This is a genomic window from Streptomyces sparsus, from assembly GCF_054776295.1.
Genome location: NZ_BAAHCA010000015.1, coordinates 1 through 25063, shown reverse-complemented (window position 1 = coordinate 25063; position 25063 = coordinate 1). Strand labels below are relative to the sequence as shown.

The 25063-nt window shown below is 68.9% G+C and carries 27 protein-coding genes and 1 tRNA gene; 17 read left to right on the top strand and 11 right to left on the bottom strand.

Translation table 11 applies throughout. The features are described from left to right. The 4 genes from ACYVE9_RS02620 to ACYVE9_RS02605 form a co-directional block, all read right to left on the bottom strand. Positions 1–749 (bottom strand): vWA domain-containing protein (locus tag ACYVE9_RS02620; RefSeq protein WP_461026046.1); only part of this gene is annotated, 749 nt, incomplete at its 3' end. A 275-nt stretch (positions 750–1024) separates the two neighbouring features. Next, positions 1025–1159 carry a DLW-39 family protein gene (locus ACYVE9_RS02615; RefSeq protein ID WP_461026045.1) on the bottom strand — a complete coding sequence of 45 codons (135 nt, stop codon included), beginning with the start codon at positions 1157–1159 and terminating at the stop codon, positions 1025–1027. Positions 1160–1396: 237 nt separating this feature from the next. Continuing rightward, positions 1397–1615 (bottom strand): hypothetical protein, encoded by a 219-nt coding sequence (locus ACYVE9_RS02610; protein WP_461026044.1) that lies wholly within the window; start codon positions 1613–1615, stop codon positions 1397–1399. 190 nt (positions 1616–1805) lie between these two features. Beyond that, positions 1806–2336 (bottom strand): flavoprotein, encoded by a 531-nt coding sequence (locus ACYVE9_RS02605; RefSeq protein ID WP_461026043.1) that lies wholly within the window; start codon positions 2334–2336, stop codon positions 1806–1808. A gap of 213 nt (positions 2337–2549) precedes the next feature. Between ACYVE9_RS02605 and ACYVE9_RS02600 the strand changes: the two genes are divergently transcribed. The 5 genes from ACYVE9_RS02600 to ACYVE9_RS02580 all read left to right on the top strand — a co-directional run bounded on the left by ACYVE9_RS02600 (position 2550) and on the right by ACYVE9_RS02580 (position 6959). Further along, complete coding sequence (locus ACYVE9_RS02600) at positions 2550–3773, top strand: helix-turn-helix domain-containing protein (protein WP_461026042.1); 1224 nt, start codon at positions 2550–2552, stop codon at positions 3771–3773. 223 nt (positions 3774–3996) lie between these two features. Further along, positions 3997–4239: a DUF7848 domain-containing protein gene (locus ACYVE9_RS02595; protein WP_461026041.1), complete on the top strand. Its 243-nt coding sequence runs from the start codon at positions 3997–3999 to the stop codon at positions 4237–4239. Positions 4240–4411: 172 nt separating this feature from the next. Further along, entirely contained in the window at positions 4412–4693 is a 282-nt protein-coding gene (locus ACYVE9_RS02590) for a hypothetical protein (RefSeq protein WP_461026040.1), read from the top strand. Positions 4694–5140: 447 nt separating this feature from the next. After that, entirely contained in the window at positions 5141–5722 is a 582-nt protein-coding gene (locus tag ACYVE9_RS02585) for a DUF4365 domain-containing protein (RefSeq protein WP_461026039.1), read from the top strand. A 154-nt stretch (positions 5723–5876) separates the two neighbouring features. Next, positions 5877–6959: a hypothetical protein gene (locus ACYVE9_RS02580; protein WP_461026038.1), complete on the top strand. Its 1083-nt coding sequence runs from the start codon at positions 5877–5879 to the stop codon at positions 6957–6959. Here ACYVE9_RS02580 and ACYVE9_RS02575 read toward each other — a convergent pair. Together ACYVE9_RS02575 and ACYVE9_RS02570 are read right to left on the bottom strand one after the other, a co-directional pair. Beyond that, positions 6952–8199, bottom strand: coding sequence for an XRE family transcriptional regulator (locus tag ACYVE9_RS02575; protein WP_461026037.1), 1248 nt, complete (start codon positions 8197–8199; stop codon positions 6952–6954). The two genes, ACYVE9_RS02580 and ACYVE9_RS02575, sit on opposite strands and share 8 nt — an antisense overlap. Positions 8200–8354: 155 nt before the next feature. After that, positions 8355–8705 (bottom strand): winged helix-turn-helix domain-containing protein, encoded by a 351-nt coding sequence (locus ACYVE9_RS02570; protein WP_461026036.1) that lies wholly within the window; start codon positions 8703–8705, stop codon positions 8355–8357. A gap of 156 nt (positions 8706–8861) precedes the next feature. Between ACYVE9_RS02570 and ACYVE9_RS02565 the strand changes: the two genes are divergently transcribed. The 12 genes from ACYVE9_RS02565 to ACYVE9_RS02510 all read left to right on the top strand — a co-directional run bounded on the left by ACYVE9_RS02565 (position 8862) and on the right by ACYVE9_RS02510 (position 18595). Further along, positions 8862–9149 (top strand): hypothetical protein, encoded by a 288-nt coding sequence (locus ACYVE9_RS02565; protein WP_461026035.1) that lies wholly within the window; start codon positions 8862–8864, stop codon positions 9147–9149. Next, positions 9146–9790, top strand: coding sequence for a GGDEF domain-containing protein (locus tag ACYVE9_RS02560; protein WP_461026034.1), 645 nt, complete (start codon positions 9146–9148; stop codon positions 9788–9790). The genes ACYVE9_RS02565 and ACYVE9_RS02560 overlap by 4 nt, the downstream gene beginning before the upstream one ends. Continuing rightward, the gene (locus ACYVE9_RS02555) at positions 9787–10800 is read left to right on the top strand and encodes a DUF2637 domain-containing protein (protein WP_461026033.1); all 1014 of its coding nucleotides are present in this window, start codon (positions 9787–9789) and stop codon (positions 10798–10800) included. The genes ACYVE9_RS02560 and ACYVE9_RS02555 overlap by 4 nt, the downstream gene beginning before the upstream one ends. Next, entirely contained in the window at positions 10797–11138 is a 342-nt protein-coding gene (locus ACYVE9_RS02550) for a hypothetical protein (RefSeq protein WP_461026032.1), read from the top strand. The genes ACYVE9_RS02555 and ACYVE9_RS02550 overlap by 4 nt, the downstream gene beginning before the upstream one ends. A gap of 76 nt (positions 11139–11214) precedes the next feature. Beyond that, the gene (locus ACYVE9_RS02545; RefSeq protein WP_461026031.1) at positions 11215–13455 is read left to right on the top strand and encodes a cell division protein FtsK; all 2241 of its coding nucleotides are present in this window, start codon (positions 11215–11217) and stop codon (positions 13453–13455) included. 141 nt (positions 13456–13596) lie between these two features. Continuing rightward, positions 13597–13848: a hypothetical protein gene (locus ACYVE9_RS02540; protein ID WP_461026030.1), complete on the top strand. Its 252-nt coding sequence runs from the start codon at positions 13597–13599 to the stop codon at positions 13846–13848. Positions 13849–13871: 23 nt separating this feature from the next. Next, positions 13872–14060, top strand: coding sequence for a hypothetical protein (locus ACYVE9_RS02535; RefSeq protein WP_461026029.1), 189 nt, complete (start codon positions 13872–13874; stop codon positions 14058–14060). A gap of 11 nt (positions 14061–14071) precedes the next feature. Beyond that, positions 14072–14275 carry a hypothetical protein gene (locus ACYVE9_RS02530; RefSeq protein WP_461026028.1) on the top strand — a complete coding sequence of 68 codons (204 nt, stop codon included), beginning with the start codon at positions 14072–14074 and terminating at the stop codon, positions 14273–14275. Next, the gene (locus ACYVE9_RS02525) at positions 14272–15036 is read left to right on the top strand and encodes a deazapurine DNA modification protein DpdA family protein (protein WP_461026027.1); all 765 of its coding nucleotides are present in this window, start codon (positions 14272–14274) and stop codon (positions 15034–15036) included. The genes ACYVE9_RS02530 and ACYVE9_RS02525 overlap by 4 nt, the downstream gene beginning before the upstream one ends. Positions 15037–15124: 88 nt before the next feature. Next, positions 15125–16924, top strand: a complete 1800-nt coding sequence (locus tag ACYVE9_RS02520; RefSeq protein WP_461026026.1) for a DnaB-like helicase N-terminal domain-containing protein — start codon at positions 15125–15127, stop codon at positions 16922–16924. A gap of 289 nt (positions 16925–17213) precedes the next feature. Beyond that, positions 17214–17429: a helix-turn-helix domain-containing protein gene (locus ACYVE9_RS02515; RefSeq protein ID WP_461026025.1), complete on the top strand. Its 216-nt coding sequence runs from the start codon at positions 17214–17216 to the stop codon at positions 17427–17429. Continuing rightward, positions 17429–18595 (top strand): tyrosine-type recombinase/integrase, encoded by a 1167-nt coding sequence (locus tag ACYVE9_RS02510; RefSeq protein ID WP_461026024.1) that lies wholly within the window; start codon positions 17429–17431, stop codon positions 18593–18595. The genes ACYVE9_RS02515 and ACYVE9_RS02510 overlap by 1 nt, the downstream gene beginning before the upstream one ends. 57 nt (positions 18596–18652) lie before the next feature. Here the strand turns inward: ACYVE9_RS02510 and ACYVE9_RS02505 are convergent. The 5 genes from ACYVE9_RS02505 to ACYVE9_RS02485 form a co-directional block, all read right to left on the bottom strand. Further along, positions 18653–18729, bottom strand: a tRNA-Ile gene (locus ACYVE9_RS02505). A 70-nt stretch (positions 18730–18799) separates the two neighbouring features. Beyond that, positions 18800–19531 carry a DUF3566 domain-containing protein gene (locus ACYVE9_RS02500; protein ID WP_461026023.1) on the bottom strand — a complete coding sequence of 244 codons (732 nt, stop codon included), beginning with the start codon at positions 19529–19531 and terminating at the stop codon, positions 18800–18802. Between the two features lie 3 nt (positions 19532–19534). After that, positions 19535–22141 carry a DNA gyrase subunit A gene (gene gyrA / locus ACYVE9_RS02495; RefSeq protein WP_461026022.1) on the bottom strand — a complete coding sequence of 869 codons (2607 nt, stop codon included), beginning with the start codon at positions 22139–22141 and terminating at the stop codon, positions 19535–19537. Positions 22142–22187: 46 nt separating this feature from the next. Further along, the gene (gyrB, locus tag ACYVE9_RS02490; RefSeq protein ID WP_461026021.1) at positions 22188–24257 is read right to left on the bottom strand and encodes a DNA topoisomerase (ATP-hydrolyzing) subunit B; all 2070 of its coding nucleotides are present in this window, start codon (positions 24255–24257) and stop codon (positions 22188–22190) included. 375 nt (positions 24258–24632) lie between these two features. Further along, positions 24633–25063 (bottom strand): DciA family protein (locus tag ACYVE9_RS02485; protein WP_461026020.1); only part of this gene is annotated, 431 nt, incomplete at its 5' end.

Genomic DNA, 25063 nt, shown 5'->3' with positions numbered 1-25063 from the left:
GCCGGCCTGGAGCTGCCGCCGGTCACCCGGTCGCCGCTGAGCCGGTAGCCGCCCGCGGACAGCTCACCGGCGCGCTGCAACTGCCGGGCGAGCGCCGCCGCGTCGGGCGCGTCGTAGTACGAACCGTGCCCGGCCTCGGCGATGCACTCCAGCTCCTTGCGGGCCGCGCCGCCGACCTGGAAGCCGACCGTGTCGATGCGCAGGTCCACCCCGTCCTCGGTGATCTCCGCGGCGACCTCGCAGGGGTCGACGTCGGCGCAGTTGGTCTCGCCGTCGGATACCAGCAGGATCGTGCGGCGGGCGACACCGCCGCCGGACGCCTCGGGCAGGTCCGCGGCGGCCTTGCGCAGCGCCAGTCCGGTGGGTGTGTCGCCCTTGGGGCGCACCTCCGCGACGGCACGCTTCAGCCCGTCCCGGTCCAACGCGGCGACAGGGCGCGCCAGCCGGGTGTCGGTGCAACCACTCGAACGCTGCGATCCGTAGAGCCGCAGGCCGGTCGGATAACCGTCGGGCAGCGCGTCCACCACCGCACCAACCGCCTTGCGGGCAGAGGCGATCCGTGTGCCGCCCGAGCCGTCGTCCTCGGCCATGGAGCCGGACGAGTCCAGCACCATCAGCAGGCTCCCGTTGCCATCAGCAACGGCGTCGGGGGCGCTCCGGGCCGCCGCCGCGGGCCCGCCCAGGGCCACTTGGACCCCCAACGCCGTCGCGACGAGAAGCACCACTCCTCGAACACACCTGCCGGCCATGCGACCCCCCGTACCCGCGTCCTGCGAGACCCACCGTCGGTCAGCACCGTAAGAGTTTGCTGCTGCACACATCAAGGGCGGGGGCGTCACGGTACTGCAACACCGCCTCACGCCAGGCCTGTCCCCTCGCGGACGGCCCGCCCCCGCGGCAGGGCTGTCGGACGAGCGGGCCACCCAGCCGCCGGGCCACCGGATCGCCGGGGCCACCGGCCCCGGAACGCGCGCAGGCCCCGGCCGAAGCCGGGGCCTGCACGGTACGACCGGTCTGCGGGTCCTCAGACGCTGGGACCTGCGGGCACGGAGTCGGTGGCCTCCGTCCACAGGTCCTGCTCGGCACGGTCCGCCTGGATCTGGCGGTACACGAGGAGCCCGCCGACGGCGGCCAGCGCGACCAGGAGGAGCTTCTTCACGGCGTTACCTCGTCCTTCAACGACGGTGGACCTTCTGGCGGCCGATGATACCCAACCGACCGGCGCCGCAAGGTGACCGGAACGTCGGTGGTCCGGACCGGCACAGAGTTCCGTCCGACGGCCTCACCACCGCACCGGGCCCCGTCCGGCGGCTCAGTGCGGCGGCTCAGTGCGGGGCGCCCAGTGCGGCGGCTCAGTGCGGGGCGCCCAGTCGGATCACCCGTCCGGCCCCTCACCTCACGCGTCCCGCTCGCCCCATGCGTCCGGCCCGCCCCCGCGCCAGTCGATCAGCCCGGGGTCGTCCAGCGCGGCGTCGTCGAGGTCCAGCCCGGCCCGGCGCAGGAACTCCCGCAGGTCGTCGGGCCCGTGGGCGAGTCCCAGGACCTGTCCGTCGGGGGTCGTCACCCGTCGACCGCCATCGGCCGTCAGCGGGTGCACGACGATCGGTGCAGCCATGAGTACAGCCTGCGCGGAACCGGGTGATCGCGCACCCCGACGAGGCCCGGCCGGGCAGCGTTGAGGCGGACGCTGCCGTGACGTACGACGGCGACGTCTGCGGGCGGTGCTGCCGCCCCGGGCCACCCGACCCCGCAGTCGGGCGGTCACGGCGCCCCTCCGGCACCGCGCCCGGTGGCAACCCGCCGGGCTACACGCGCCGCTGCACGGCGGCGAGTGCATGCCCCCACGCGAAGCCGGCCGCATCCCCCTGTTTCGGCGGATGTGGCTCCCCGGGACCGAAAACCACCCTCACCCCCTGCTCTTGGAGGACTTCCACCGCCTGCCTGACCGCCGGTTGTGCGCCGAGAGCGGTGGACCAGAACGGCGCCGCGACTACCGGCACACCCATGTGCACCGCTTCCGCCGGGATGCCGAGCGCCACCGTGTCGGTGATGCCCGCAGCCCACCGGCAGGCGCTCGTCGTGGTCAGCGGCGCTACCAGCATGGCGTCCGCCTTCGGCAGGCCGCCCGACTCCCCGGGCAGGGTGTACCGGGAGCGGACCGGGCGCCCGGTCAGCTCCTCCAGATCGCCCAGCCGGCCGTTCCACCAGGTTGCGGCGGTGGGCGAGAGGATGAGGCAGGTGTCCCAGCCGGCGGCCTGTGCGGCGCGCACTCCGGCGTCGACGTACTGGGTGGGCCCGGCGGCCGTGGCGATCAGGTACAGGACGGGACGGGTCATGCCCGGAGTCCACACCGCTCGGCGAGCCCGGTCAATTCCGGCTGCGGGTGTCGCGGTGACGGGCCGGACAGTCCGGGGGCGGCGGATCCGCGAGAAGCCCGGGCACGGACAACACCCCCTGGTTGCAGGCGATCTGGAGGCGCTTCGCTGTCCTCCCCAATGACGCCGGGGGTACCGTCGTGAGTGTCCTAGGTCATGACGGGAGACACCGGTATGCCGAACCGCACTGACTTTTCCCAGCACACCGAAAGCAACGGCGAGCGCCTCGCCGCACTGCGCAAGCGCCGCCGCTGGACACAGGAACGACTCGCCCGTGAGACCGGCTACTCGCTGTCCGCGATCAAGGCCATGGAACAGGGCCGCCGCAGCGTGGACCGGGGATCGGTCATCCTCGCCTTCGCCCACGCACTCGACTGCCACCCGACCGAGATCACGGGCCAACCGTTCACGCCCTCCGATGCTGATGGCCAGGACGCGGCAGCCTCGATCGCAGCCGTTCGCCGCGCGTTGCTCCGGAACGGTCGCCCCACGAGGCCGTCCGACGCGGAAGTGGCCGCCGTAGACCTTGCCGAGTTGACCCGGCGAGTCGCCGACGCGAACGCCATGCGACAGAGTGCGGCGCTCGCCGGTACCGGGAGCGGACTACCGGCCCTGCTGCGGGATCTCCAAGTGGCCACCGAAGTCAGCTCCGGGAAGGGGCGGCTGATCGCCTACGGCCTTCTGGCCTCCGGCTACGAGTGCGCCATGCAGTATCTGCACAAGCTCGGGCACAGCTCGGACGCCACGCTGGCCACCGAGCGAGTGGTGTGGGCGGCGGAGCGCTCCGAGGACCCGCTTCGGCTGACCGCCGCGCGCTGGTACGAGGCTGGGGAGTTCCTGGCGATCGGGGAACATGACGACGCGGCCGACATCATCGACGGAGCTCTGTCCGCGCTCGGGCGACCTCAGCGTCCGGAGGCTCTCTCCCTCGTGGGGGCGTTCCATCTGAAAGCAGCGCTGAACGCGGCACGGGCCACGGATCGAGCGGCGGCGGAACTCCACCTCAGCCGGGCAAAGGAGACGGCGGACCAACTGGGAGAAGACCGCAACGACTTCCAGTTGCAGTTCGGGCCGACGAACACGGCGATCTGGTCTGTCTCGCTGCCGGTGGAGATGGGGCGCGGCCGGGAAGCGGTGCGTGCGGCGGAGCGCGTGTCACAGGGGCTGCCGCGAGAGTACGCGGCGGAACGGCGGTCGCACCACTGGATCGATGTGGGCCGTGGCCATTGGTACAACGGGCAGCGAGCGGAGGCTCTGTCGGCCTTTCTGACCGCGGAGCAGATCGCGCCGACGGCGACGCGGATGCATGCAGGCGTGCGGGAAACGGTGCGGACGATGATCCGGACGCAGCGCCGAAGCGAACTGGTGGAGCTCGGGATGCGAGTGGGAGCCGTGTAGGGGCTACTTTCTGTGTCCCTTTCGTAGCCCTGAGTCTCCTACTGTCGGTGACAAGAAGCCCACCGAACCGGGGAGCACTCATGCCCAGCCCACCCCTTGTCCCTCCACCCGCGCGCGCCCTGCGCAAGTGTGCGCGCTGCGGAAACCTCACCCGGTCTGGTCGGCCAACCGCCGACGGCTGGATGTGCGACCGCCCCGACTGCGCCGGCCGGGCGGTCGCCCAGTGACGCGCGGCGTCATCCGCTTCGAACGGTGGGCGGTGGCGCCCGACCGGGAGCCCGACGCGGAGGCGATCACCTACGCGATGGAGTGCGCCGTGTGCGGGGCACGGTCGCAGGCGCGGGTGGACGCAGGGGACGGGCAGCGGTGGACGCTCGCGCACGCCGGGCGGAACCCGTCCCACCACACCTACCGGGAGCACATCACCCGCCCGTACCGGGCCGTCATGACGGGGCTGTCACGGTGACCGGCCAGGCGCGGCGGGCGCGGCGGAGGCCACGGGACTCGGAACCGCTGGACGGGGACGCGGTGGCGATGGTCCGCCCCTACGTGCTGGTCCCGCCTCGGCCCCGACCGGTCGAGCCGCCGCCGCAGGCCGACGTCGAACCACCTCCGACGCACGCACGGGAGGTGGGGTGGTGAGGGGAACGGAGCCGTCCTGCGGCGCGGTGCGCCCGGCCGAGTTGCAGACGCCGCCGCTGGTCGCGTCACGGCTGCCGTGCGCGGAGCCGGCCGGGCACGATGCCGCGCACCGGGACGCGCTCGGCCACCGTTGGGTGGCTACCGCGGAACTGGTCCAGGCGCTCGCCGTGACGGTCACCGCCGAACAGGTGCGCCAGGCGCTGCGCGCGCCTCAGTCAGGCACCCGGTCAGGCACCCGGCCGGCCGTCCTGCCGGAGGGTGGTCGGCTGCTCGGCTGATGTCGGCCATGGATGCCAAAGACCCCCGGACGTGATCGTCCGGGGGTCTTTCGTGCTGGTGGGGCTAACAGGACTTGAACCTGTGGCCTCTTCCTTATCAGCCAAGCCGGGCCCACCTGGCTCCGGCAGCTACCGCTGTTCACACAAAGGCCTGGTGTCCGCCCACATCCGCACACGTCCAGACGTACACGTCCCGGTTGTCACTCAGTTGGTCACTCAGGCCGCGACTGAGCGTAGTTATTCCTGTTGGAAGTGTCCTTGCATGCTGTCTCGTGGTCGTGGCTGTCCGCCGCTGTTGCCGTCAGCGTTGGCGTACTAGGCACTGTCAGCGGCTCGCCCTACTGTTCGACTCATGGCAACTTTCGCAGGTTCTCACCAGCGAGCCCCTCCGTGCCCTAGCCTGGGGTCGATTCTGGCCTGAGCGGGCGACAGTGGGGGCATTTGCCTATGGCGGGCTTGGTTGACGCGGGGGGCTTCAGTGAGCCGCGCAAGCGGCGTATCGAAGCCGTCGACCCATCGACCTTCACGAACATGATGGAGCAGCTGCAAGAGGGCTACGTGACGAGCGTTGCCGCTACCGCTGGCTGCACGGTCGAACGCGTGAGCCGAGATCTGTGGTCTGCTGACGTGCAGTTTATCCGTCCGCCGCTGACGGCTCTTGAAGAAGAGGCGATGGTTTTCGCCCAACTCAAGAGCACTACGCTCGTTGAACCGGCCCCGTCTAGAGAGTTCTTCAGCTACCAGTTCTCGAAGCGCCAGTATTTCGATCACATGGTCAAGCCGCGAAAGAACCAGAAGGCCATTCTCATTGTTATGGCGCTACCGCCGCAACAACGGAGGTGGACGGAGGTCGGACATGAGGGTCTTATCACCAGAAAGTGTTGCTATTGGGCTTATCTGGAAGGCGTGTACGCCGCGCCCGGGGTTCAAAAGCCAACGGTTAAGATCCCAACCAAAAATACCTTTGATGCCGATGCTTTGACGCTGATTCTCGACAGGATCGATAGGGGTGAATCGCTTCATGAGTGAAGCCTCGGGCGTAACGATCCCCGCGCGTGTCGATCCTAGGCGCTTGATTGAGTTGCTCAAGGAAGCTGGCTGGGACTCAGTCGGAGGGCGCAGGGGAATTTACGGCAGACTCAAGCCCCCAAGTGGCCGTGCAAGCGTTCTGGGGGAGTCCAGCTTGATTATTCCGCTGGATGAGAGTGCTCCCGAGTACCAGGAGATGTTGCGCGCAGCGATGCTGCAACTCGCCCAGGATCGTGACCTATGGACGCGCTCCATCTATCCACGCCTTGCAGTCCATGCGTCTGATGAGTTTAAGTTCCGAAAGGAATCGAGCGCGCCGAGCGGCTTGATTCAATGGCGGCACGGCGAAGAGCTAATCGAGTCTGCTCGCCGGACGCTTTTGGCTGGAGCGAAGTCATACATCAGCCCCGGGCGCCATTTTGTGAACAGAAACGGTCGATTTGCTGGTCGATACCTCGATCAAGTTCTCATGGGTCAAACGGCGCCGGGAAGCTATGTCGTGACAGCATATGCACCCCCTAATGGTGCTGTATCGCTAACTGGAGGAGCCGGAACCACAAACAGCTTCCCTGAGGTCGGTGCTGCTCAGGTTCGCGCTGTTAGCAAGGCTGTGATCCAGGCGGTTGAAGCCACTGTAGAAGCGCTTGATCACTACAGGGCCAGTGGCTCGCTGGCTGGCTTTGAAGACGGCGTGTCTCGCGGGATCTCTTATGAGATGACTAGCGCGCTAATCGGGCTCGCTGCACATTCAGAGGGATCGGATATTACTGTCGAGTGGGATACCAGCGAACCGCTCGTTGAGCCTCTAGCCTCCCGTTTCGAATTCAGTGGAAGTGATGTGGGGGCCCTTGGGCAAGCGGCCATTCGCCTAGCAGAGGATCAAACGACTCAAACCGTTACTGTTGTCGGTCGAGTACATCTTTTGGCGAAGAAGAACTTCGACAGCCCTGGCGTTTTCGGAGTGGAGTCGCTGATGCCAGGGTCGCCGAAGAAAGTTCGAGTGAGGCTGGCAGACGATGAGGACTACCACGAGGCCATTAGGGCTCACGAGGAGAATCTAGCTCTTCAAGTGAGCGGAATTCTTGAGAAGGAAGGGAATCTTAGCTGGCTCTATAACGCTACAGTCATCCAGACGGTGGGTTCTATCGATGACTATACTGCTCGTCGCCTTCCTGACCGCGTAAGTGAGAATCAGATCGAGCTATTCTCGAGTGAAGGTGACCAGAACTCTAGCTGAAGAATCCTCCTGGTTTTTCCTTCCCGAGAGCTTGCAGACGATTTCGGTATTCTTGCGCGCTAGCTTCATTTTCATATCTTTCACGCAAAACAGCAGCCAACTCTCGGCTGGTCATGAGCAGAGAAGGAACGGATTGTCGATCCCCTTCTAGCGCACGGCTGCCATGGAGCAGGGCTTGTTCTAGGTCGCCATCCCGCGCAGCTGTCACTCCGAGAGTCACCCGGGCTTCAGCATTCCGCATCGGTGAGCGTTCCGTCCCGTCGAAGTCGGTCCCTTCGCGCAGAACTTGCTCGGCAAGGTTGCTGGCCAGCTTGTCTTCCCCCACCAGGCGGTAGCAGTCCATGGCGTAGAAGTCGAACTTTGCCGGGTCCACCACGAAGTGGTTGTCCAGGTTCTCCGGCTGGGGCATTCCTTCGAGTAGGCGCCGACCCCGGTCAAGGGCGACTTCGACTTGCCGGCGGTCGCCGATGCGGGCCCACGCTTTGGCTTCCTGGGCAGCGAGCTGTACAGCGACGCCATGGTTCGCCGCGCGTTCGGTCCCGGCCTGGGCGGCGGCGATGACGCCGCGATAGTCGCCGGTCGTCAGGGCGAACCATGCGCGCATCTCGTGGGCCCAACCGGCGATCTCACCGTGATCGGTCTCGTTGGCCAGCGAGAGGGCGGCTTGCCGTGTGGACTCCGCGCCGTGCCGGTTGCCCATGTCGTACTCGACGCAGCCGACCAGTAGCGCGAGCCAGCCCGAGAGCGCGAGAACTTCGCGGTGCTGGGCGAGGGTGAGGCTCTTGGTGTGGAGATCGACCACGCGCCGGAGCCACTGGCGACCTTCGACGAGGAGCTGTTCGCTCGGCATGAAGGGGTATTCGGACGCCAGGCGGTCGGCCGTGATGCGCAGGGCGTCCAGCGTGGCGGCGTCGACGTCGGACCGCTTCAGGCGGCTGACGATCTCAAAGGTTTCCATGCCGCTGGTCGACACGATTTCGGCGTTGCCGTCGCGCCGGCCGGGCGCGGGAAACAGGGCGTTGGTGACCGTGCCGAAGGTGGCAGCGATGATCGGCCGGTAGAAGTCCCCCGGCGTCGAACCTGCTTCCCAGCGCTTCCACTGCCGCACCAGGGATTCTTCACCGGGCAGCTCTGTCGGAGCGTGGGCCCGTAGGGCTCGTACGGCGTCGAGCTGGGACCAGTCCCGTGCCTGGCGTTCAGCCACGAGGCGGCGTGCCCATGTCGGCCTGTCGTCGGTCATGTGCCCTCCCTTGCCTACAGCGAGTCTGGTCCTCCCACAGGGGGGACGCGCAAGAGGACAACGGGGGGACATTCGGGGTGTCCCTGTCCCATCATCACTGACCCCCTTCCTGTCACTTATTGTCAGCGCTTCCCTACTCCACAGTGTTCCCCAGATCACGCACCGTCCGACGTGGCCCGTCCTTCCAGGGCGGCCACGCGCTGTGTCAATGCCTGAATCTGGGAGCGGATTTCCTTGATCTCTTCGGTTGTGTCCTGCTTAGGTCCCGGCGCTGCTGAGGCAGCGGTCACGAAGTATCCGCGGTTGCCCGCAGAAAAGATCAGCCCCTCGTTCACGAGGATGCTCAACCCGTCCCGCACCGTCTGGCCGGCAACGCCGAACACCCGGGCAAGCTCCCGGGTCGGCGGCAAGCGGCCGTCCCGGTACGTCCCCTCGGTGATGTCCCTCCTGAGGGCGTCAGCTACCTGCACCGGCTTCGGTCTGGGGTCGTTCGCGGCAAGGCTCATGCCCCGAGCGTATCGACCAGCGCGCCCTGATGCGCTCTGCCACAGGGGTTGCGAGCTAGTGCGCACTAGTGCAAGCTGATGCATGAGCGGTCGTCTCCCGGCCAAGGAACGCCGGCCGCTTCTCTCTGCCCTGCACGCCTGACAACAGGAGTGGCAATGCGCACCTTCGTAGCTGGTCAAGAGGCTTTGGACGCCTTCGAGTTCGCCGAGCTTGCTCTCGGCATTGATCGTGAACTGTTCCTCGGAGTCCCGGGGGAGACGCGCGCCGAGCGCGCCGCTCGGCTGGACGTCGCCCGAGAGGTACTGGCCGACCTTCGGCACCAGGCGGACGCCGACGAGGTGTCCGGCTGGGACGCGCTCTACGCCGAAGCGCTCGCCCGCACCGTTCCGCTGCTGCGGAGCGCGGCGAAGCGGCGCCCTGCCGGTCGGGGGGTGGCGGCATGAGCGCGCTTCTCTCTGCGGCTGCGGCCGTGGCGCCGGTGGCTGCCGGGTGGTCGGTGCACTCGGTCTGTCTGCGCCGTCGGCTTGAGCGTGCCCGCCATGACCCCCTGACTGGTCTGCCGACGCGGGCCGAGTTCGAGGGCCGCGCCGCTCGGCTGCTTGAGCAGCGGGCATGTGCGGTGGTCGTCGTCGACCTGGACGGCTTCAAGGCCGTGAACGACACCTTCGGTCACGCCGCCGGAGACGCCGCGCTTCGGGCTGCGGGCGAGCGGCTGGCCACCTGGAGCGACACCCTGCGCGGCTGCGCGGCCCGGTTGGGCGGGGACGAGTTCGCCGCCACCGTGCCCATGCCCGGCCATCTCCCCAACGCACTGCTCGCGCTGCACCGGGCCCTGTGCGCACCGGTCACCTTCGAGGGGCGCACGCTCCCGCTGGGTGCGTCGGTCGGCGCGTTGCCGGTGGCTGAGCTGCTGGTGACGGACCTCTCGGCGGCGTTGCGGCGCGCGGATGAGGCCATGTACGCGGCCAAGCAGAGCGGCGGCGGCACCTGTCTGGCTTCGGGAGCGGCGCCGCTCATGCCGACGGTCAACGGTCGTCGCGACGGCCGCAACGGCAGCAGCCCCGCCGGGGGTGAGCGGTCATGACCGTCAACCTCACCAAGCCCGTACCCGCACCCGCACCCGCGCCCGGCACGGTGGCGACCGGTGTGCCGGTGCTGTCCCGGCCGGAACGAGCGCTGCTGGTCGTGGTGGGCATGGCGGCGGTCGGCGTCGGGGCCCTGGGCCTGGCGTCGTCGTTCGACTCGGTGTCCGCCGCAGCCGCCCGGTGGGGCTTCGGCTCCCCGTGGATGCTGCCGGTCGGCATCGACATCGCCATCCCGGTGTTCACCGCTGCCAACCTGCTGCTCATCCGGATGAACATGCCGCTGGGCTGGGTGCGGTTCGTGCCCTGGGCCCTCACGGCAGTCACCTGCTGGCTGAACATCGCCGCTGGTCACTCGCTCTCGGCGAAGGTCGCGCACGCCGCGATGCCGCTGCTGTGGGTGGTGCTCTCTGAGATCGCAGCTCACGTCTACGCCTCACGCATCGGTGCCGTGACCGGCCGCCGCATGGAGAAGATCCGCCGTTCTCGGTGGCTGCTGGCTCCCCTGTCGACGTTCGCCCTGTGGCGCCGCATGACGCTGTGGGAGATCACCTCCTACAGCGACGCGTTGGCCCGCGAGCGGCAACGCCAGCTCGACCGAGCGGACCTGCGGCAGCAGCACGGCCGTCGCTGGCGCTCCAAGACTCCGCACCGCGCACGCGTGCTGCTCAAGCTCGGCGAACTCACGCCCACCAGCGCCCTGCTGGAGGAGCGGGGCCCGGAGCCGCAGCCCGACGCCAAGCCGGAGCCGCGTCCGGTCACCACGGCCAAGCCCCGGCCGCGACGGTCGACGAAGCCGACGCGCAAGGGGGTGCGCTCGACCGAGGAACTGCTGCATGAGGCACGGCGCGCCACGTCCGAGTGGGCTGATGAGCGGTTGACGGCCGACGCCATCCGTTCGGCGGTCCGCACCTCCCAGAAGAACGCCCGGCTGCTGCGGGACACGCTTCGCGCCGAGCGCGCCGAGCGGTCCCGGTTCGACCGGGACGACGCCGGGGCGGTGGCGGCATGAGAAGCGGTGGACCGATCGTCGGTGCTCGCCTGTGGCGAGCGGTGGTCGACGCTGCGGGCGGACGGTGCGAGTGCACCGGGACGTGCGGCAGTGAGCACGCCAAGGGCGATGGCCGCTGCCCCGCTGAGCACGGCAAGTACCTGAGCAAGCGGCACGGCCCCGTACGTCTGGTGGCCGCCCCGAGCGACCCGACCACCCCGATGCCGTCGGCCGCCGAACTGCCGGCCAACGCGCTGCGGGCGTGGTGCGGCAACTGCCTGGACGCCACCAGGCGCAACGCGGCCCGAGCCGCACGGAGTGTCCCTGACCCCGGTCAGGGCGAGCTGTTCGACCTGTAGACACCGGGGCCCGGTCACATCCGACCAAAGACAGCGGCCGGGCCCCGTATCCCCTCCACTCTGGGAAGGAATCTCAGTGAATCACGCAGATGGCAACGACAAGGAACGTGAACTGTTCGCCCGGCTCGAAGCCGACTTGGCGGCCGACTTCGGGGCCGACGTGGTCGACCTCGACAAGGCGCGCGACGCCCGTGCCGAGTCGGGCGACTCGTCGGCCGACTCCGCCCCCGACTCCGGTACGTCCGGGCGGGCCGACTCGGCGGTCGGTGGGTCGGCCGACGGGTCGGGGCCGGTGATGGTCGACGGCCCGGCGCCGGTCGGTCCCGGCTTCATGGAGCGGGTGACGGCCGCGAAGCGGCGTCCGGTGGTCCCGGCGTGGCTGCGGTCGGTCGGTGAGCTGAAGACGGCTGCCGCGTGGGTGGCCGGTCACTACGGCCACCTGACGGCCTACCACTCGCTGCGGGTGCCGGTGTACGCCGGGCGTCTGGCGGTGCACGCGCCGCGTGGCGCGGCCCGGTTCGTGGGCGGCACGCTGCGGTGGCTGGCTGACCGGGAGGGCGAGCCGGTCCGGCTGGCGGCGGTGCGGCGGGAAGACGCGGTGGAGTACCTGAAGTTGTCGCGGCAGCGCGATGGCCGGGTGCGGCTGCGGACCCTAGCCATGGTGCTGGCGTCGCTGATCGGGGTCGGTGCGAGTCTGGCCCTGTACGTGCTCGCCCCCGGGTGGCTTCAGGCGGTTTCGGTGAGCGCGCTGGTGCTGGCGCTGGGCTTCGCCGGCCGTGAGGCGGACGCCCCGATCGTGACCCGGGCGGTGGAGCTGCCGCAGGTGTCGCGGCTGACGTCGCAGATCGTGGTGCGGGCGTTCGCGGCACTGGGCATTGCCGAGATCAACAAGCAGGCCAGCCGGGGTAAGGACGGGGTGGAGTTCAAGGCGCCGATCCAGCGCGACGGCAAGGGCTGGCGCGCCGACCTCGACCTGCCGTACGGCGTGACGGTCTCCGACGTCCTGGACCGGCGCGAGCGGCTGGCGTCGGGGCTGCGCAAGCCGCTGGGCTGCGTGTGGCCCGAGCCGGTGCCGGGCGAGCACACCGGGCGGCTGATGCTGTGGGTGGGGGATCAGGACATGGCCAAGGCGCCGCAGCCCGCCTGGCCGCTGCTGAAGTCGGGGGCGACGTCGCTGTTCAAGCCCGTGCCGTACGGCACCGACCCGCGCGGTAGGGCGGTCGGATTCGACCTGATGTACGCCAACTTCCTGGTAGGTGCGATGCCGGGGCGGGGCAAGACGTTCGCGCTGCGCATCCTGCTGCTGGCCGCCGCCATGGACCCCACCGCCGAGCTGCACACCTGGGAGTTCAAGGGCACCGGAGACTTCTCCTCCTTCGAGCCGATCTCCCACAGCTACGGGTCCGGGCCCGGTGACGACGCCACGGTGGAAGGGTGCCTGGACGCGCTGACCTACGTGTACGGCGAGTTGGACCGGCGGGCGCGGGTCATCAACGGGCTGCCCAAGGACATCTGCCCGGAGAACAAGGTCACGCCCGCCCTGGCGGCCAAGAGGTCCCTTGGGCTGCACCCGCTGGTGATGACCATCGACGAGTGCCAGGAGGTCTTCACCCACGAACGCCACGGCAAGAAGGCCGCCGAGCTGGCGACGGCCATCATCAAGCGCGGCCGGGCGCTCGGGGTGATCCTGCTGCTGGGCACGCAGCGCCCCGACGCCGACTCCCTGCCCAAAGCGATCTCCGCGAACGTCGGCATCCGGTTCTGTCTCCAGGTGATGGGACAGCCGGAGAACGACATGGTGCTGGGCACGTCGATGTACAAGAACGGCATCCGCGCCACCTCGTTCACCGCCGATGACCTGGGCATCGGCTACCTGGTGGGCGCCGGTCCCAACGCACAGATCGTGCGGTCGTACTACATCGACAACGCCGCCGCCGCGACGCTGTGCGAGCGTGCCCGCACCGCGCGGGCGGTGGCCGGCACCCTGCCCGACCCGGCAGCCGCCAAGGCCGCCAAGCCGGTGGACACGCTGCTGACGGACATCCTCGCGGTGATCCCCGCCAGTGAGACGAAGGTCTGGAACGAAACGGTCGTCGACCGGCTCGCCGAGCTGCGGCCGGAGAAGTACGGCGACTGGGCCCGGATGGACGGCGAGGAGAAGACGGCCCACCTCACCGCCGCCCTGAAGCCCTACGGGATCAAGACCGGGCAGGTCGGCCGCCGCATCAACGGCAAGACCGTCAACCAGCGTGGCGTCACCCGCGCCCACCTCACCGCCGTCATTGCGGAGCGTGACGACAAGCGGGACGCGAGCTGACCCGCCGGGGCCGCTAACGCTAGCGCCCACACCCGCTAACGCTAGCGGCCCCGATAGCGGCCCGCACCCCACCTGATCAGGCCGCTATCGGCTAGCGGCCCACCTGCGGAAACCCTTCAAACCGGCCCGTGGAGGCACCCCGTGACCCCCGTGCTCCTCGCTATCGCCTGCCTGACCACCGTCACCCTCGGTTACGGATTTCTGTGTGCGGTCTCGCCGTTCGGCGACTGCCGCCGCTGCCGGGGCTTCGGCTACCGGCTCACCACCGACCGACGCGGACGCACCCGGCCCGGCCGCATCTGCCGCCGCTGCCGGGGCGACCGCAAACGCATCCGCTTCGGCCGCCACCTCTACAACGTCGCCGCCCGACTCCACCGCGACGGCACCCGCTGACCCCACGAAAGGACACCCCTGCCATGGCCGTGACCATCTCCCTCGCACTCCTCTTCGGAGCACTCCTCGCGATGCTGCTCAAGTCCCGCAGCCTCAGCGCCGGTTCCGCCTTCATCGCCGTCGGCTTCGGCTACTTCCTGGCCGCCACCGGAGCGGCCGGGCCCATCAACGACTTCACCGCCGCCGTCATCACCGCTATCCCCGACCTGTGAGGAGCACACCCGTGCCCGACCACATCAGCCTGATGGCCGCCGGAGAGCTGCGCGACGCGCTGGCCGCCCTGCGCCACGGCGACAAGGCCGCAGCCGCCTACGCGCTCGCCTCCATCGACCCCCAGTCCTGGCAGGCCATCGAACACCGCCTGTCGACGCTCGGCCGCACGCTGGCCGCTCTCGGCAGCGATGCCACCGGAGAGGGGGCCGCGTGAGGTTCTTCCTGGGCACTCACCAAACCGGATGGCTTTCCAGCGCTGGCATTCCGCTGTTCCTCTCCCACCGGCGTCTAGCTGCTCGGCGCACCCTGCCCCGTGCAGCTGCACCGTGGGCTTTGGACTCCGGTGGCTTCACCGAACTGTCGCTGCACGGGACCTGGCGCACCACACCAGCCGCCTACGTGGCAGCCGTACGCCGATTCCGCGACGAGATAGGACGGCTGGAGTGGGCCGCGCCCATGGATTGGATGTGCGAACCGTGGATTACCGCACAGACCGGACTCACTGTCGCTGATCACCAGCGCCGCACCGTGGACAACTTCCGGGAGCTGCGTGCATCCGCACCCGATCTCCCGATCATCCCCGTGCTCCAGGGGTGGTCCCTGGCTGACTACCTGCGCTGCTTGGAACTCTACGAACACGCCGGATACGACCTGAGCCGTGAACCGATCGTTGGTCTCGGTTCCGTCTGTCGCCGCCAAGGCACCAGTGAAGCCGCAGCGATCGTCACCACGCTCGCCACTCACCGGCTCAACCTTCATGGCTTCGGCTTCAAGACCCTGGGCCTCCGCGCTTGTGGCTCGTCGCTGAGATCAGCGGACTCCCTGGCCTGGTCCTACGACGCTCGTCGCAAACCCGCCCTTCCCGGCCACTCCCACAAGAACTGCGCGAACTGCCAGCCCTACGCGCTCGCCTGGCGCGCCCGAGTCCTGAGCGACCTGCCGCCCTGGCACCAACCCACCCTCGACACCGCCTAGCTATGCCCGGAGCGGCGGTCACCCGGCCAAGGAACGCCCGCCGCTCCGGTCTCCCTGCCCGTTCATCACAGAACAGGAGACCTCCAGGATGACAGCAAACCCCGCAGACCGGCAGGACGGCACGGTGCTGCCGCTGCACGGTCCGGGCGAAGCCAGCCGCAACGCGCCGCCGCAGGATCTGGACGCGGAAATGTCCGTGCTCGGCGCCATGCTGCTGTCCGAGACGGCCATCACCGACGTGGCTGCCACCATGGACCCGGCCGACCACTACCGGCCCGCTCACGAGACGATCCACCGGGCGATTCAGCAGCTGCACGACGACGGTCAGGCCGTCGACCCGATCACCCTGACCCGCCACCTGGAACAGAGCGGCGACCTGAACCGAGTCGGTGGCCCCGGCTACCTGCACTCGCTGGTCAACGCAGTGCCCAGCGCCAGCCATGCCGAGTACTACGCCGAGATCGTGCGGGACAAGGCCGAACGCCGACGCCTGATCGAGACCGGCAGCCGCATCGTGCAAGCGGCATCCGCACCCGACGCCGATGCCAACCAAGTGCGCGCCGCGATTCTCGCTGAAGTGGCCACCCTCACGGCTCAGGACCGTGCCAGCGAACCTGAGACGGACGAACACCCGGACGACCCGCCCAACCCGCTCTACGACCCGCAGAACGGCATCCGGCGACCGCACCGGCCCGGACCGACGCCGCACCCGGACGTGTTCTCCGGCTGGGTCGGCGAGACAGTCCGTGAGCTGGACGGCACCACCGAGGCGGACCCCGTGGCGGTGCTAGTGAACCTGCTCTCGGCGGCCGGTGCCGTCATCGGCCGCCGCCCGCACGTCATGGTGGGCAACGACCGGCACCCCTGCCTGATCTGGGCCCTGACCATCGGCCCCACCTCGACCGGCCGGAAGGGTTCTGCCACGTCCACCGCACGGCGGGTACTGGCGGAAGCCCTGCCCGGGTTCTTCGGGCCCGAGCACACCCCGCGCGGCCTCAACTCAGGCGAAGGGCTGATCGAGTACGTCAAGGACGACGACAGCGACGACGCCGACCCGGCCAGCGCCGACAAGCGTCTGTGGGTGCTGGAGTCCGAGTACGCAGTCACGATGAGCCGGGGCCGCCGAGAAGGCAGCAGCCTGCCGGGCGTGCTCCGGCAGGCGTGGGACGGCGACTCGCTCGGCTCGATGGTCCGTGACTCGCTCAAGGCCACCGACCCGCACATTGCGATCCTCGGTCACATCACGCCCGAGGAGTTCCGGGCCAAGATGCAGGACTCGGAAATGGCCGGCGGCACCTACAACAGGTTCCTGCCGATCTTCTGCCACCGGAACCTGATCCTGCCGGGGTCGCGCGGCGCCAGCCCGGAGCTGATCAGCAATCTCGCAGGGAGCTGGCGCACCGTGCTGGACGACGCCGCCCGGGTCGACACGGTGAAGTTCAGCCCCGAAGCCTGGGCCCTCTACTGCGACGTGGTGTATCCCGCGCTCAGTGACGATTCCGCGGGCGGTGTCATCGCCCAGTTCACGGCTCGTGCCGCTCCCTACGTGCAGCGCGTCGCCATGGTCTACGCCCTGTGCGACCACACCGACACCATCACCGAAGCCCACATGCGGGCCGCCTGGCACCTGCTCGACTACGCCCGCGCGTCCGCCGTGCACCTGCTCGGTCACGTCACCGGAAATCCGAAGGTGAACAAGCTCTCCGACGCCGTGCGCGCTGCTGGGCCGGACGGCCTCAGCACCGACCAGGTGCGGCGGCTGTTCAAGAACACCACCCGTGCCGAACGGGACCGGATCACCGCCGAACTGCTCGACCAGCCCGGCTACGTCCGCACTCAGCGCCCCACACGTGGCCGCCCCACCACCGTCATCCGCTACGCGGGCTGAGGGCGGTAAGGGCGAAAAGGTCGATAAGCCCGCTGACCAGCGGAAACACGGGGGCGGTAAGGGGTGCGGAAAGAGGGGCGGTAAGTCCCCCCGGCCAGCGCCCCTGACTTACCGCCCCAGTTACCGCACCCCTTACCGCCCCGGCGTAAGCCCAGCTCAGACGGCTTATCACCCTTACCGCCCTTACCGCCCCGTCTGCGGACACGAACGGAGAGCCCCTGTGGCTCTCCCGGCAACCCATAAGGAGGGGCGCCCACTGCCCCCGCTTGCTCATCGACTGGGAGATCCCGTGAGCATCCTCATTCCTGAACCGGGCCTCACCGCCCCCGTGCTGTACCGCGTCACGGAGGCTGCCGCGCTGCTGAGCCTGAGCCGCAGCGTCGTCTACGAGCTGATCCGCACGAAGCGACTGCGCACCGTCAAGGAGGGCGCCTCTCGGCGCATCCCCGCATCCGCCATCAACGAGTACATCGCGCTGCTGGAGCGCGAGGCAGGAGAGTGCTAGTGACCAAGCGCCGCAGCCGAGGAGACGGCGGGATCCACTGGGACGAACGCCGTCAGCGCTGGATCGCCACGGCGAGCCTGGGCTACGACGGCAACGGGAAGCGGATCACCAAGCGAGGCAGTGGCAAGACCAAGACCGAGGCCAAAGCCAAGCTGAAAGAGGTGCTGCGCGACCACGAGGACGGGCTTGCCATCGCCCCGTCCGACTACACGGTGCGGGATGCCGTGGAGGACTGGTTGGCGCACGGTCTGGCGGGGCGCTCCGACGAGACGCTGACGAACTGCACGGGGTTGAGTCGGACGCACGTCATTCCGCCGCTTGGCGGCAAGAAGCTGCGGGAGTTGAGTGCCGAGCACGTTGACCGGTGGCTGGCGGTCAAGGGCAAAACCCTGAGCCGGAGCACACTCATGAAGCTGCACTCCATCCTGAATCGTTCGGTTCGCCGGGCGATGGCGCGGGACAAGGTGAAGCGGAACGTCGTCGAGCTGTGCTCGGTCCCGGCCGGCGTGGAGGGGAGGCCGTCCAAGTCCCTCAGCCTCGCGCAAGCCGAAAGCGTTCTGTCGGCCGCCGAGGGCTCGCGGATGTGGGCGTACATCGTGGTGTCGCTGCTCACCGGGGCGCGTACGGAGGAACTGCGGGCACTCACCTGGGACCACGTGGATCTCCTCGGGAAGCCGAAAGCGTCACCACCGGTTCCGCCGCACATCGCCGTATGGCGGTCGGTCCGCAGCGGGGGCGACACCAAGACGCGCAAGTCGCGGCGCACCCTCGCGCTGCCCGGGCGCTGCATCGACGCGCTTCGGAGCCACCGCACGCAGCAGGCCGCCGAGAAGCGAACGGCCGGCAACGCGTGGAAGGAACACGGCCTGGTGTTCTCGTCCAGCGTCGGGACGCCCCTCGACCCGTCCCATGTCCGGCGGGACTTCCGCCGCGCCATCAAGTCGGCTGAGGGCATCGACGCTGCGATGTGGACGCCGCGCGAGCTACGGCACAGCTTCGTGTCGCTGCTCTCCGACAGCGGTGTCCCGCTCGAAGAGATCTCGCGGCTCGTGGGCCACTCGGGGACGAGCGTCACGGAGCTGGTCTACCGGAAGCAGATCCGGCCGGTGATCCAGACGGGAGCCACGGCGATGGACCGGATCTTCCGCACCGGTTCCGATCGATAGTCACTCAGTTAGTCACGCAAAACGCCCCGGACCTTGATCGGTCCGGGGCGTCCGTGCTGGTGGGGCTAACAGGACTTGAACCTGTGGCCTCTTCCTTATCAGGGAAGCGCTCTAACCGTCTGAGCTATAGCCCCGCGCTGCACGGAAAGATTAGCGCACATCGAGCCCGGTCCAAAATCGGTTCCCCGGGGCCGCGACCGGCGCTTACTCGTCCTCGGCCAGGGTGACCTCGACGCCGCCGACGAAGCCCGCCGACAGGTTGTAGATGAAGGCACCGAGCGTCGCGAGTGCCGTCGCCAGGATCACGTCGATCACCGCGACGACCGAGGTGAACAGCAGCACGCGCGGCAGCGACAGGAAGGTCTCCAGCTCGAACCCGCCGCCGTCGGCGGACTCGGTGGCATCGCTGACCGTCTTGCCGATGGTCGAGAAGACGCCCATGGCGTCCATCACCATCCACAGCACGGCCACCGCGACGATCGTGCAGATGCCGAGCGCGATGGACAGCAGGAAGCTGACCTTCATCACCGACCACGGGTCGGCCTTGGCGACCCGCAGACGTGCCTTGCGGGTCCGGGGCACGGTGCTGGCCCCGGTGCGCGGCCGGCGCACCGCGTCGACGTCCGGTCCCGCGCCGGCTGCCGGCGGCGGCGGTCCGGCCGGTGCCGCGTAGGCCTGCGGCGGGTGGTGCGGCTGGCCCTGCTGCTGGCCGGGTGCCGGTTGGTGCGGCTGCTGGGTCTGGTGCGGCTGCTGTCGCTCGGCAGCGTCGGCCTGCTGGCCCTGCTTCTTCCGCGACTGCCGTTTCGACTGCTGCTGATGGGGTTGAGCACTGGTCATTGTTGTTCCCCTGCGCTGGGAATCGCCCTGGTGGCCCTCGCCGTCGGCGGACGGACCACGGGCGGCGCCCGTCTCCTCGTCGCCCGTGGTCCCGCTCACGACTTACTCCTCGTTGTCCGTGGCCGCGGCGGCGTCCGCCGCGTCCCCGTTCGGAGCGTCCGCAACGGACTCCCCGTCATCGGCGGCGGCCTCGACCTCCTCGGCCTCCCGACCCGCCTCGGCGTTGCGCGCGATGCCCACGACGGCATCCCGCTTGCCCAGGTTGATCAGTTGCACGCCCATGGTGTCACGGCCCGTCTCGCGCACCTCGTTGACCCGCGTACGGATCACACCACCGCTGAGCGTGATGGCCAGGATCTCGTCCGTCTCCTCGGTGACGAGCGCACCGACGAGCGAACCGCGGTCCTCCACGATCCTCGCCGCCTTGATGCCGAGCCCGCCACGGCCCTGCACCCGGTACTCGTTGACGTTGGTGCGCTTCGCGTACCCACCATCGGTGGCGGTGAACACGAACGTACCCTCACGGACCACGTTCATCGAGAGCAGCTCGTCCCCCTCGCGGAAACTCATGCCCTTCACACCCGAGGTGGCGCGGCCCATCGGGCGCAGTGCCTCGTCGGTGGCGGTGAACCGGATCGACTGGGCCTTCTTGCTGATGAGCAGCAGGTCGTCGTCGGAGGACACCAACTCCGCGCCGATCAGCTCGTCGTCGCGGCCGTCGTCCATCTGCCGCAGGTTGATGGCGATGACACCGCCGGCACGCGGCGAGTCGTAGTCCTTCAGCGGCGTCTTCTTCACCAGGCCCGACTTGGTGGCGAGCACCAGGTAGGGCATCGCCTCGTAGTCCCGCACGGCGAGGATCTCGGCGATCTGCTCGTCGGGCTGGAACGCCAGCAGGTTGGCGACGTGCTGGCCGCGCGCCTCCCGCCCGGCGTCGGGCAGTTCGTACGCCTTCGCGCGGTACACCCGGCCCTTGTTGGTGAAGAACAGCAGCCAGTGGTGGGTGGTGGAGACGAAGAAGTGGTCGACGATGTCGTCCTCCTTCAGCTTGGTGCCCCGCACCCCCTTGCCGCCGCGCTTCTGCGCCCGGTAGTCGTCGGTCTTCGTCCGCTTCACGTAGCCGCCACGGCTGATCGTGACGACGATGTCCTCCTCGGCGATCAGGTCCTCCATGGACATGTCGCCCTCGAAGGGGACCAGCTTGGTGCGCCGGTCGTCGCCGAACTTCTCGACGACCGCGGCGAGTTCCTCGCTGATGATCTCCCGCTGCCGGGCCGGGGACGCCAGGATCGACTGGTACTCGCGGATCTTCGCCTGGAGTTCGTCGTGCTCGGCGGTGATCTTCTGGCGTTCCAGCGCGGCCAGTCGCCGCAGCTGCATCTCCAGGATCGCGTTGGCCTGGATCTCGTCGATCTCCAGCAGGCCCATCAGGCCGCCGCGGGCCTCGTCGACCGTCTGGCTGCGCCGGATCAGCGCGATGACCTCGTCGATCGCGTCCAGCGCCTTGAGCAGGCCGCGGAGCACGTGGGCCCGCTCCTCGGCCTTGCGCAGCCGGAACGTGGTGCGGCGCACGATGACGTCGATCTGGTGCGTCACCCAGTTGCGGATGAACGCGTCCAGCGACAGGGTGCGCGGCACCCCGTCGACCAGCGCCAGCATGTTCGCGCCGAAGTTGGTCTGCAGATCGGTGTGCTTGTAGAGGTTGTTCAGCACCACCTTGGCGACGGCGTCCCGCTTGAGGACGACGACGAGCCGCTGGCCGGTGCGTGAGCTGGTCTCGTCCCGGACGTCGGCGATGCCGCCGACGCGGCCCTCCTTGACCAGGTCGGCGATCTTCAGCGCCAGGTTGTCGGGGTTGACCTGGTAGGGGAGTTCGGTGACGACCAGGCACTGCCGGCCCTGGATCTCCTCCACCTCCACCACCGCGCGCATCGGGATCGCGCCGCGACCGGTGCGGTACGCCTCCTCGATGCCCTTGCGGCCCACCACCAGCGCACCGGTGGGGAAGTCCGGGCCCTTGATGCGGGCGAGCAGCGCGTCCAGCAGCTCCTCGTTGGACGCCTCCGGGTGCTCCAGGTACCACTGGGCACCCGCCGCGACCTCCCGCAGGTTGTGCGGCGGGATGTTGGTGGCCATGCCGACCGCGATGCCCGCCGAACCGTTCACCAGCAGGTTCGGGAAGCGCGCCGGCAGGACCGTCGGCTCCTGGTTGCGGCCGTCGTAGTTGTCCTGGAAGTCGACGGTCTCCTCGTCGATGTCCCGGAGCATCTCCATGGAGAGCTGGGTCATCTTGCACTCGGTGTACCGCATGGCGGCGGCCGGGTCGTTGCCCGGCGAACCGAAGTTGCCGTTGGAGTCGACCAGCGGCATGCGCATCGACCAGTGCTGCGCCAGCCGGACCAGCGCGTCGTAGATCGAGGAGTCGCCGTGCGGGTGGTAGGTGCCCATGACGTCACCGACGACGCGGGCGCACTTGTAGAAGCCCTTCTCCGGGCGGTAGCCGCCGTCGTACATCGCGTACAGCACCCGCCGGTGCACCGGCTTCAGGCCGTCGCGGACGTCCGGCAGCGCACGCGAGACGATGACGCTCATCGCGTAGTCGAGGTACGACCGCTGCATCTCGGTCTCGAGCGTCACCGGCTCGATGCGCATGGCGATGCCGTCCGCAGGCATGAGCGGGGCGATCTCAGGGGGGTTCTCGTCGGCCATTGCTGTTCAAAGTCCTTTTCTAAGATGCGGCGGAGGGAGGGCCGACTCAGATGTCGAGGAAGCGGACGTCCTTGGCGTTGCGCTGGATGAACGAGCGGCGCGACTCCACGTCCTCGCCCATCAGGATCGAGAACAGGTCGTCGGCGGCGGCGGCGTCGTCGATCGTGACCTGGCGCAGCACCCGCAGCTCGCTGTCCATCGTGGTCGTCCGCAGTTCCTCGGCGTTCATCTCACCGAGGCCCTTGAAGCGCTGCACCGAGTCGTCCTTGATGCGCTTGCCCTGCTCCCGGCCGAGCCGGATCAGCTGGTCGCGCTCCCGGTCGGAGTACGCGTACTCGTGGTCGTCCCGACTCCACTTGATCTTGAACAGCGGCGGCTGGGACAGGAAGACGTGACCGGCCTCGACCAGCGGGCGCATGAACCGGAACAGCAGCGTCAGCAGCAGGGTGTTGATGTGCTGACCGTCGACGTCGGCGTCCGCCATCAGGATGATCTTGTGATAGCGGAGCTTCGAGATGTCGAAGTCCTCGTGGATGCCGGTGCCGAAGGCCGAGATCAGCGCCTGCACCTCGGCGTTCTGCAGCACCCGGTCGATCCGGGCCTTCTCCACGTTGAGGATCTTGCCGCGGATCGGCAGGATCGCCTGGTACTGCGGGTCGCGGCCCGACTTGGCGCTGCCACCGGCCGAGTCGCCCTCCACGATGAAGATCTCGCACTTGCTCGCGTCGTTGGACTGGCAGTCCGACAGCTTGCCCGGGAGCGACGCCGTCTCCAGCAGCCCCTTGCGCCGGGTCAGGTCGCGCGCCTTGCGGGCGGCGACCCGGGCGGTGGCCGCCTGGATGCCCTTGCGGATGATGTCCGCGGCCTCGTTGGGGTTGCGGTCCAGCCAGTCCGTCAGGTGCTCGTGCACGATCCTCTGCACGAACGTCTTCGCCTCGGTGTTGCCGAGCTTCGTCTTCGTCTGGCCCTCGAACTGCGGCTCACCGAGCTTCACCGAGATGATCGCCGTCAGGCCCTCGCGGATGTCCTCACCCGTGAGGTTGTCGTCCTTCTCCCGCAGCAGCTTCTTCTCCCGCGCGTAACGGTTCACCAGACCCGTCAGCGCCGCCCGGAAGCCCTCCTCGTGCGTGCCGCCCTCATGGGTGTGGATCGTGTTCGCGAAGCTGTAGACACCCTCGGTGTACTGGGTGTTCCACTGCATCGACAGTTCGAGGGAGAGCAGCCGCTCCTTGTCCTCGGCCTGGATCTCGATCACCGTGGGGTGGATCAGCTCGCCCTTGCGGGAGTTGAGGTGCCGCACGAAGTCCGAGATGCCGCCCTCGTAGTGGTACGAGACGGTACGGGCCTGGTTCTCGTCGGCCGAGTCCGCGGTGTCGGCGCCCGAGGTCTGCTTCGCCGCCGGCCGCTCGTCCGTCAGCGAGATGGTCAGCCCCCGGTTGAGGAACGCCATCTCCTGGAAGCGCCGCGACAGCGTCTCGAACGAGTACTCGGTGGTCTCGAAGATGTCACCGTCGGCCCAGAAGGTGACCGTCGTCCCCGTCTCCTCGGTGGCCTCGTTCTTCTGCAGCGGCGCCGTCGGCACACCCCGCCGGTAGCTCTGCGTCCAGCGGTGGCCCTCCGTCCTGATCTCCACGTCGACCCGCTGCGACAGCGCGTTGACCACCGAGACGCCCACGCCGTGCAGACCGCCCGACACGGCGTAACCGCCGCCGCCGAACTTGCCGCCCGCGTGCAGCACCGTGAGCACCACCTCGACCGCCGGCTTGCCCTCCGACGGCACGATGCCCACCGGGATGCCGCGCCCGTTGTCGACCACCCGCACACCACCGTCGGCGAGGATGGTCACGTCGATGTGGTCCGCGTGCCCCGCCAGGGCCTCGTCGACGGAGTTGTCGACCACCTCGTACACCAGGTGGTGCAGGCCGCGCTCACCGGTCGAACCGATGTACATGCCCGGGCGCTTGCGGACCGCGTCCAGCCCTTCCAGGACCGTGATCGCGCTCGCGTCGTACGACGGCACGTCCGCGGGCACGGGCGGCCCGTCGGCAGCGGTGGACGGGGGGTTCTCGATGGGGTTGCCGGAATCGGCCACGAAGCGCCCTTTCTGGCACAGCACAAGCCGTCTCCCGACAGGCGGGAGCGGCTGCGTCGTTCGACTGGGTCCGCTTACGGCGGATGCTCTCCAGTCTACCGGTAGCGCTGACACTCATGGGGCTTTGCCGGTACCTGAGTCCTCACGTGCCGCCCTGAACCTGCATCCGCCGACTCCCTCTATGCACCCAGGGCCCCCAAGAGGCTCACAGGGGCGCTCAGCGCTTCCGGCTGTCAACCTTCGGTGACCGTGACCGGGATCACTTCCCGCCTCCCGAGCACCTCACTCCATCCGCTCCCCCACCGGCCCCACCAGGCCCCCACGACCACCTCCGGCGCCCGCGTCACAGACCGGTCCGCGGCCGGGGTGCGGCGCGCGGCCGGGTGCGGTCCGCGGCAGTCAGCCGTACGTGTCCCCCGGACCGACGCTGCCCGGTGCCCGCAGCGACCCGTACTGTCGCGGCGGGCCGCCCGGCGGCAGCACCTTGATCAGCTTGACGGTGCCCTGCCCCAGGTCCTCGTTCAACCGCCGCACCAGCTGCGGCGCCAGCATGCGCAGTTGGGTGGCCCATGCCGTCGAGTCGCACCGCACCGACAGCACCCGCGCGTCCTCGTCGTACGTCTCGGGCCGGCAGTGCTCCGCGTTGGTCTCGCCGACGATCTGCGGCCAGCGGCCCATCACACCGCCGACGGCCATCGGCATCTCCCAGCCGCGCTCGGTCTTCAACCGGTCGATGGCCGCACCCAGCGTCAGCGGATCCCGGCCGTCCCGGCGCGCACCCGAGCGCAGGCCGCCACCGCGCCGCACCTGCCGGCGCTGGTCCTCGGCCG

What these genes read in the sequence shown, in the direction of transcription:
- ACYVE9_RS02610 (WP_461026044.1), bottom strand. Translation starts at nt 1,615, where the DNA reads ATGGCTGCACCGATCGTCGTGCACCCGCTGACGGCCGATGGCGGTCGA.
- ACYVE9_RS02605 (WP_461026043.1), bottom strand. Translation starts at nt 2,336, where the DNA reads ATGACCCGTCCCGTCCTGTACCTGATCGCCACGGCCGCCGGGCCCACC.
- ACYVE9_RS02600 (WP_461026042.1), top strand. Translation starts at nt 2,550, where the DNA reads ATGCCGAACCGCACTGACTTTTCCCAGCACACCGAAAGCAACGGCGAG.
- ACYVE9_RS02585 (WP_461026039.1), top strand. Translation starts at nt 5,141, where the DNA reads ATGGCGGGCTTGGTTGACGCGGGGGGCTTCAGTGAGCCGCGCAAGCGG.
- ACYVE9_RS02575 (WP_461026037.1), bottom strand. Translation starts at nt 8,199, where the DNA reads ATGACCGACGACAGGCCGACATGGGCACGCCGCCTCGTGGCTGAACGC.
- ACYVE9_RS02570 (WP_461026036.1), bottom strand. Translation starts at nt 8,705, where the DNA reads ATGAGCCTTGCCGCGAACGACCCCAGACCGAAGCCGGTGCAGGTAGCT.
- ACYVE9_RS02565 (WP_461026035.1), top strand. Translation starts at nt 8,862, where the DNA reads ATGCGCACCTTCGTAGCTGGTCAAGAGGCTTTGGACGCCTTCGAGTTC.
- ACYVE9_RS02560 (WP_461026034.1), top strand. Translation starts at nt 9,146, where the DNA reads ATGAGCGCGCTTCTCTCTGCGGCTGCGGCCGTGGCGCCGGTGGCTGCC.
- ACYVE9_RS02555 (WP_461026033.1), top strand. Translation starts at nt 9,787, where the DNA reads ATGACCGTCAACCTCACCAAGCCCGTACCCGCACCCGCACCCGCGCCC.
- ACYVE9_RS02550 (WP_461026032.1), top strand. Translation starts at nt 10,797, where the DNA reads ATGAGAAGCGGTGGACCGATCGTCGGTGCTCGCCTGTGGCGAGCGGTG.
- ACYVE9_RS02535 (WP_461026029.1), top strand. Translation starts at nt 13,872, where the DNA reads ATGGCCGTGACCATCTCCCTCGCACTCCTCTTCGGAGCACTCCTCGCG.
- ACYVE9_RS02520 (WP_461026026.1), top strand. Translation starts at nt 15,125, where the DNA reads ATGACAGCAAACCCCGCAGACCGGCAGGACGGCACGGTGCTGCCGCTG.
- gyrA (WP_461026022.1), bottom strand. Translation starts at nt 22,141, where the DNA reads ATGGCCGACGAGAACCCCCCTGAGATCGCCCCGCTCATGCCTGCGGAC.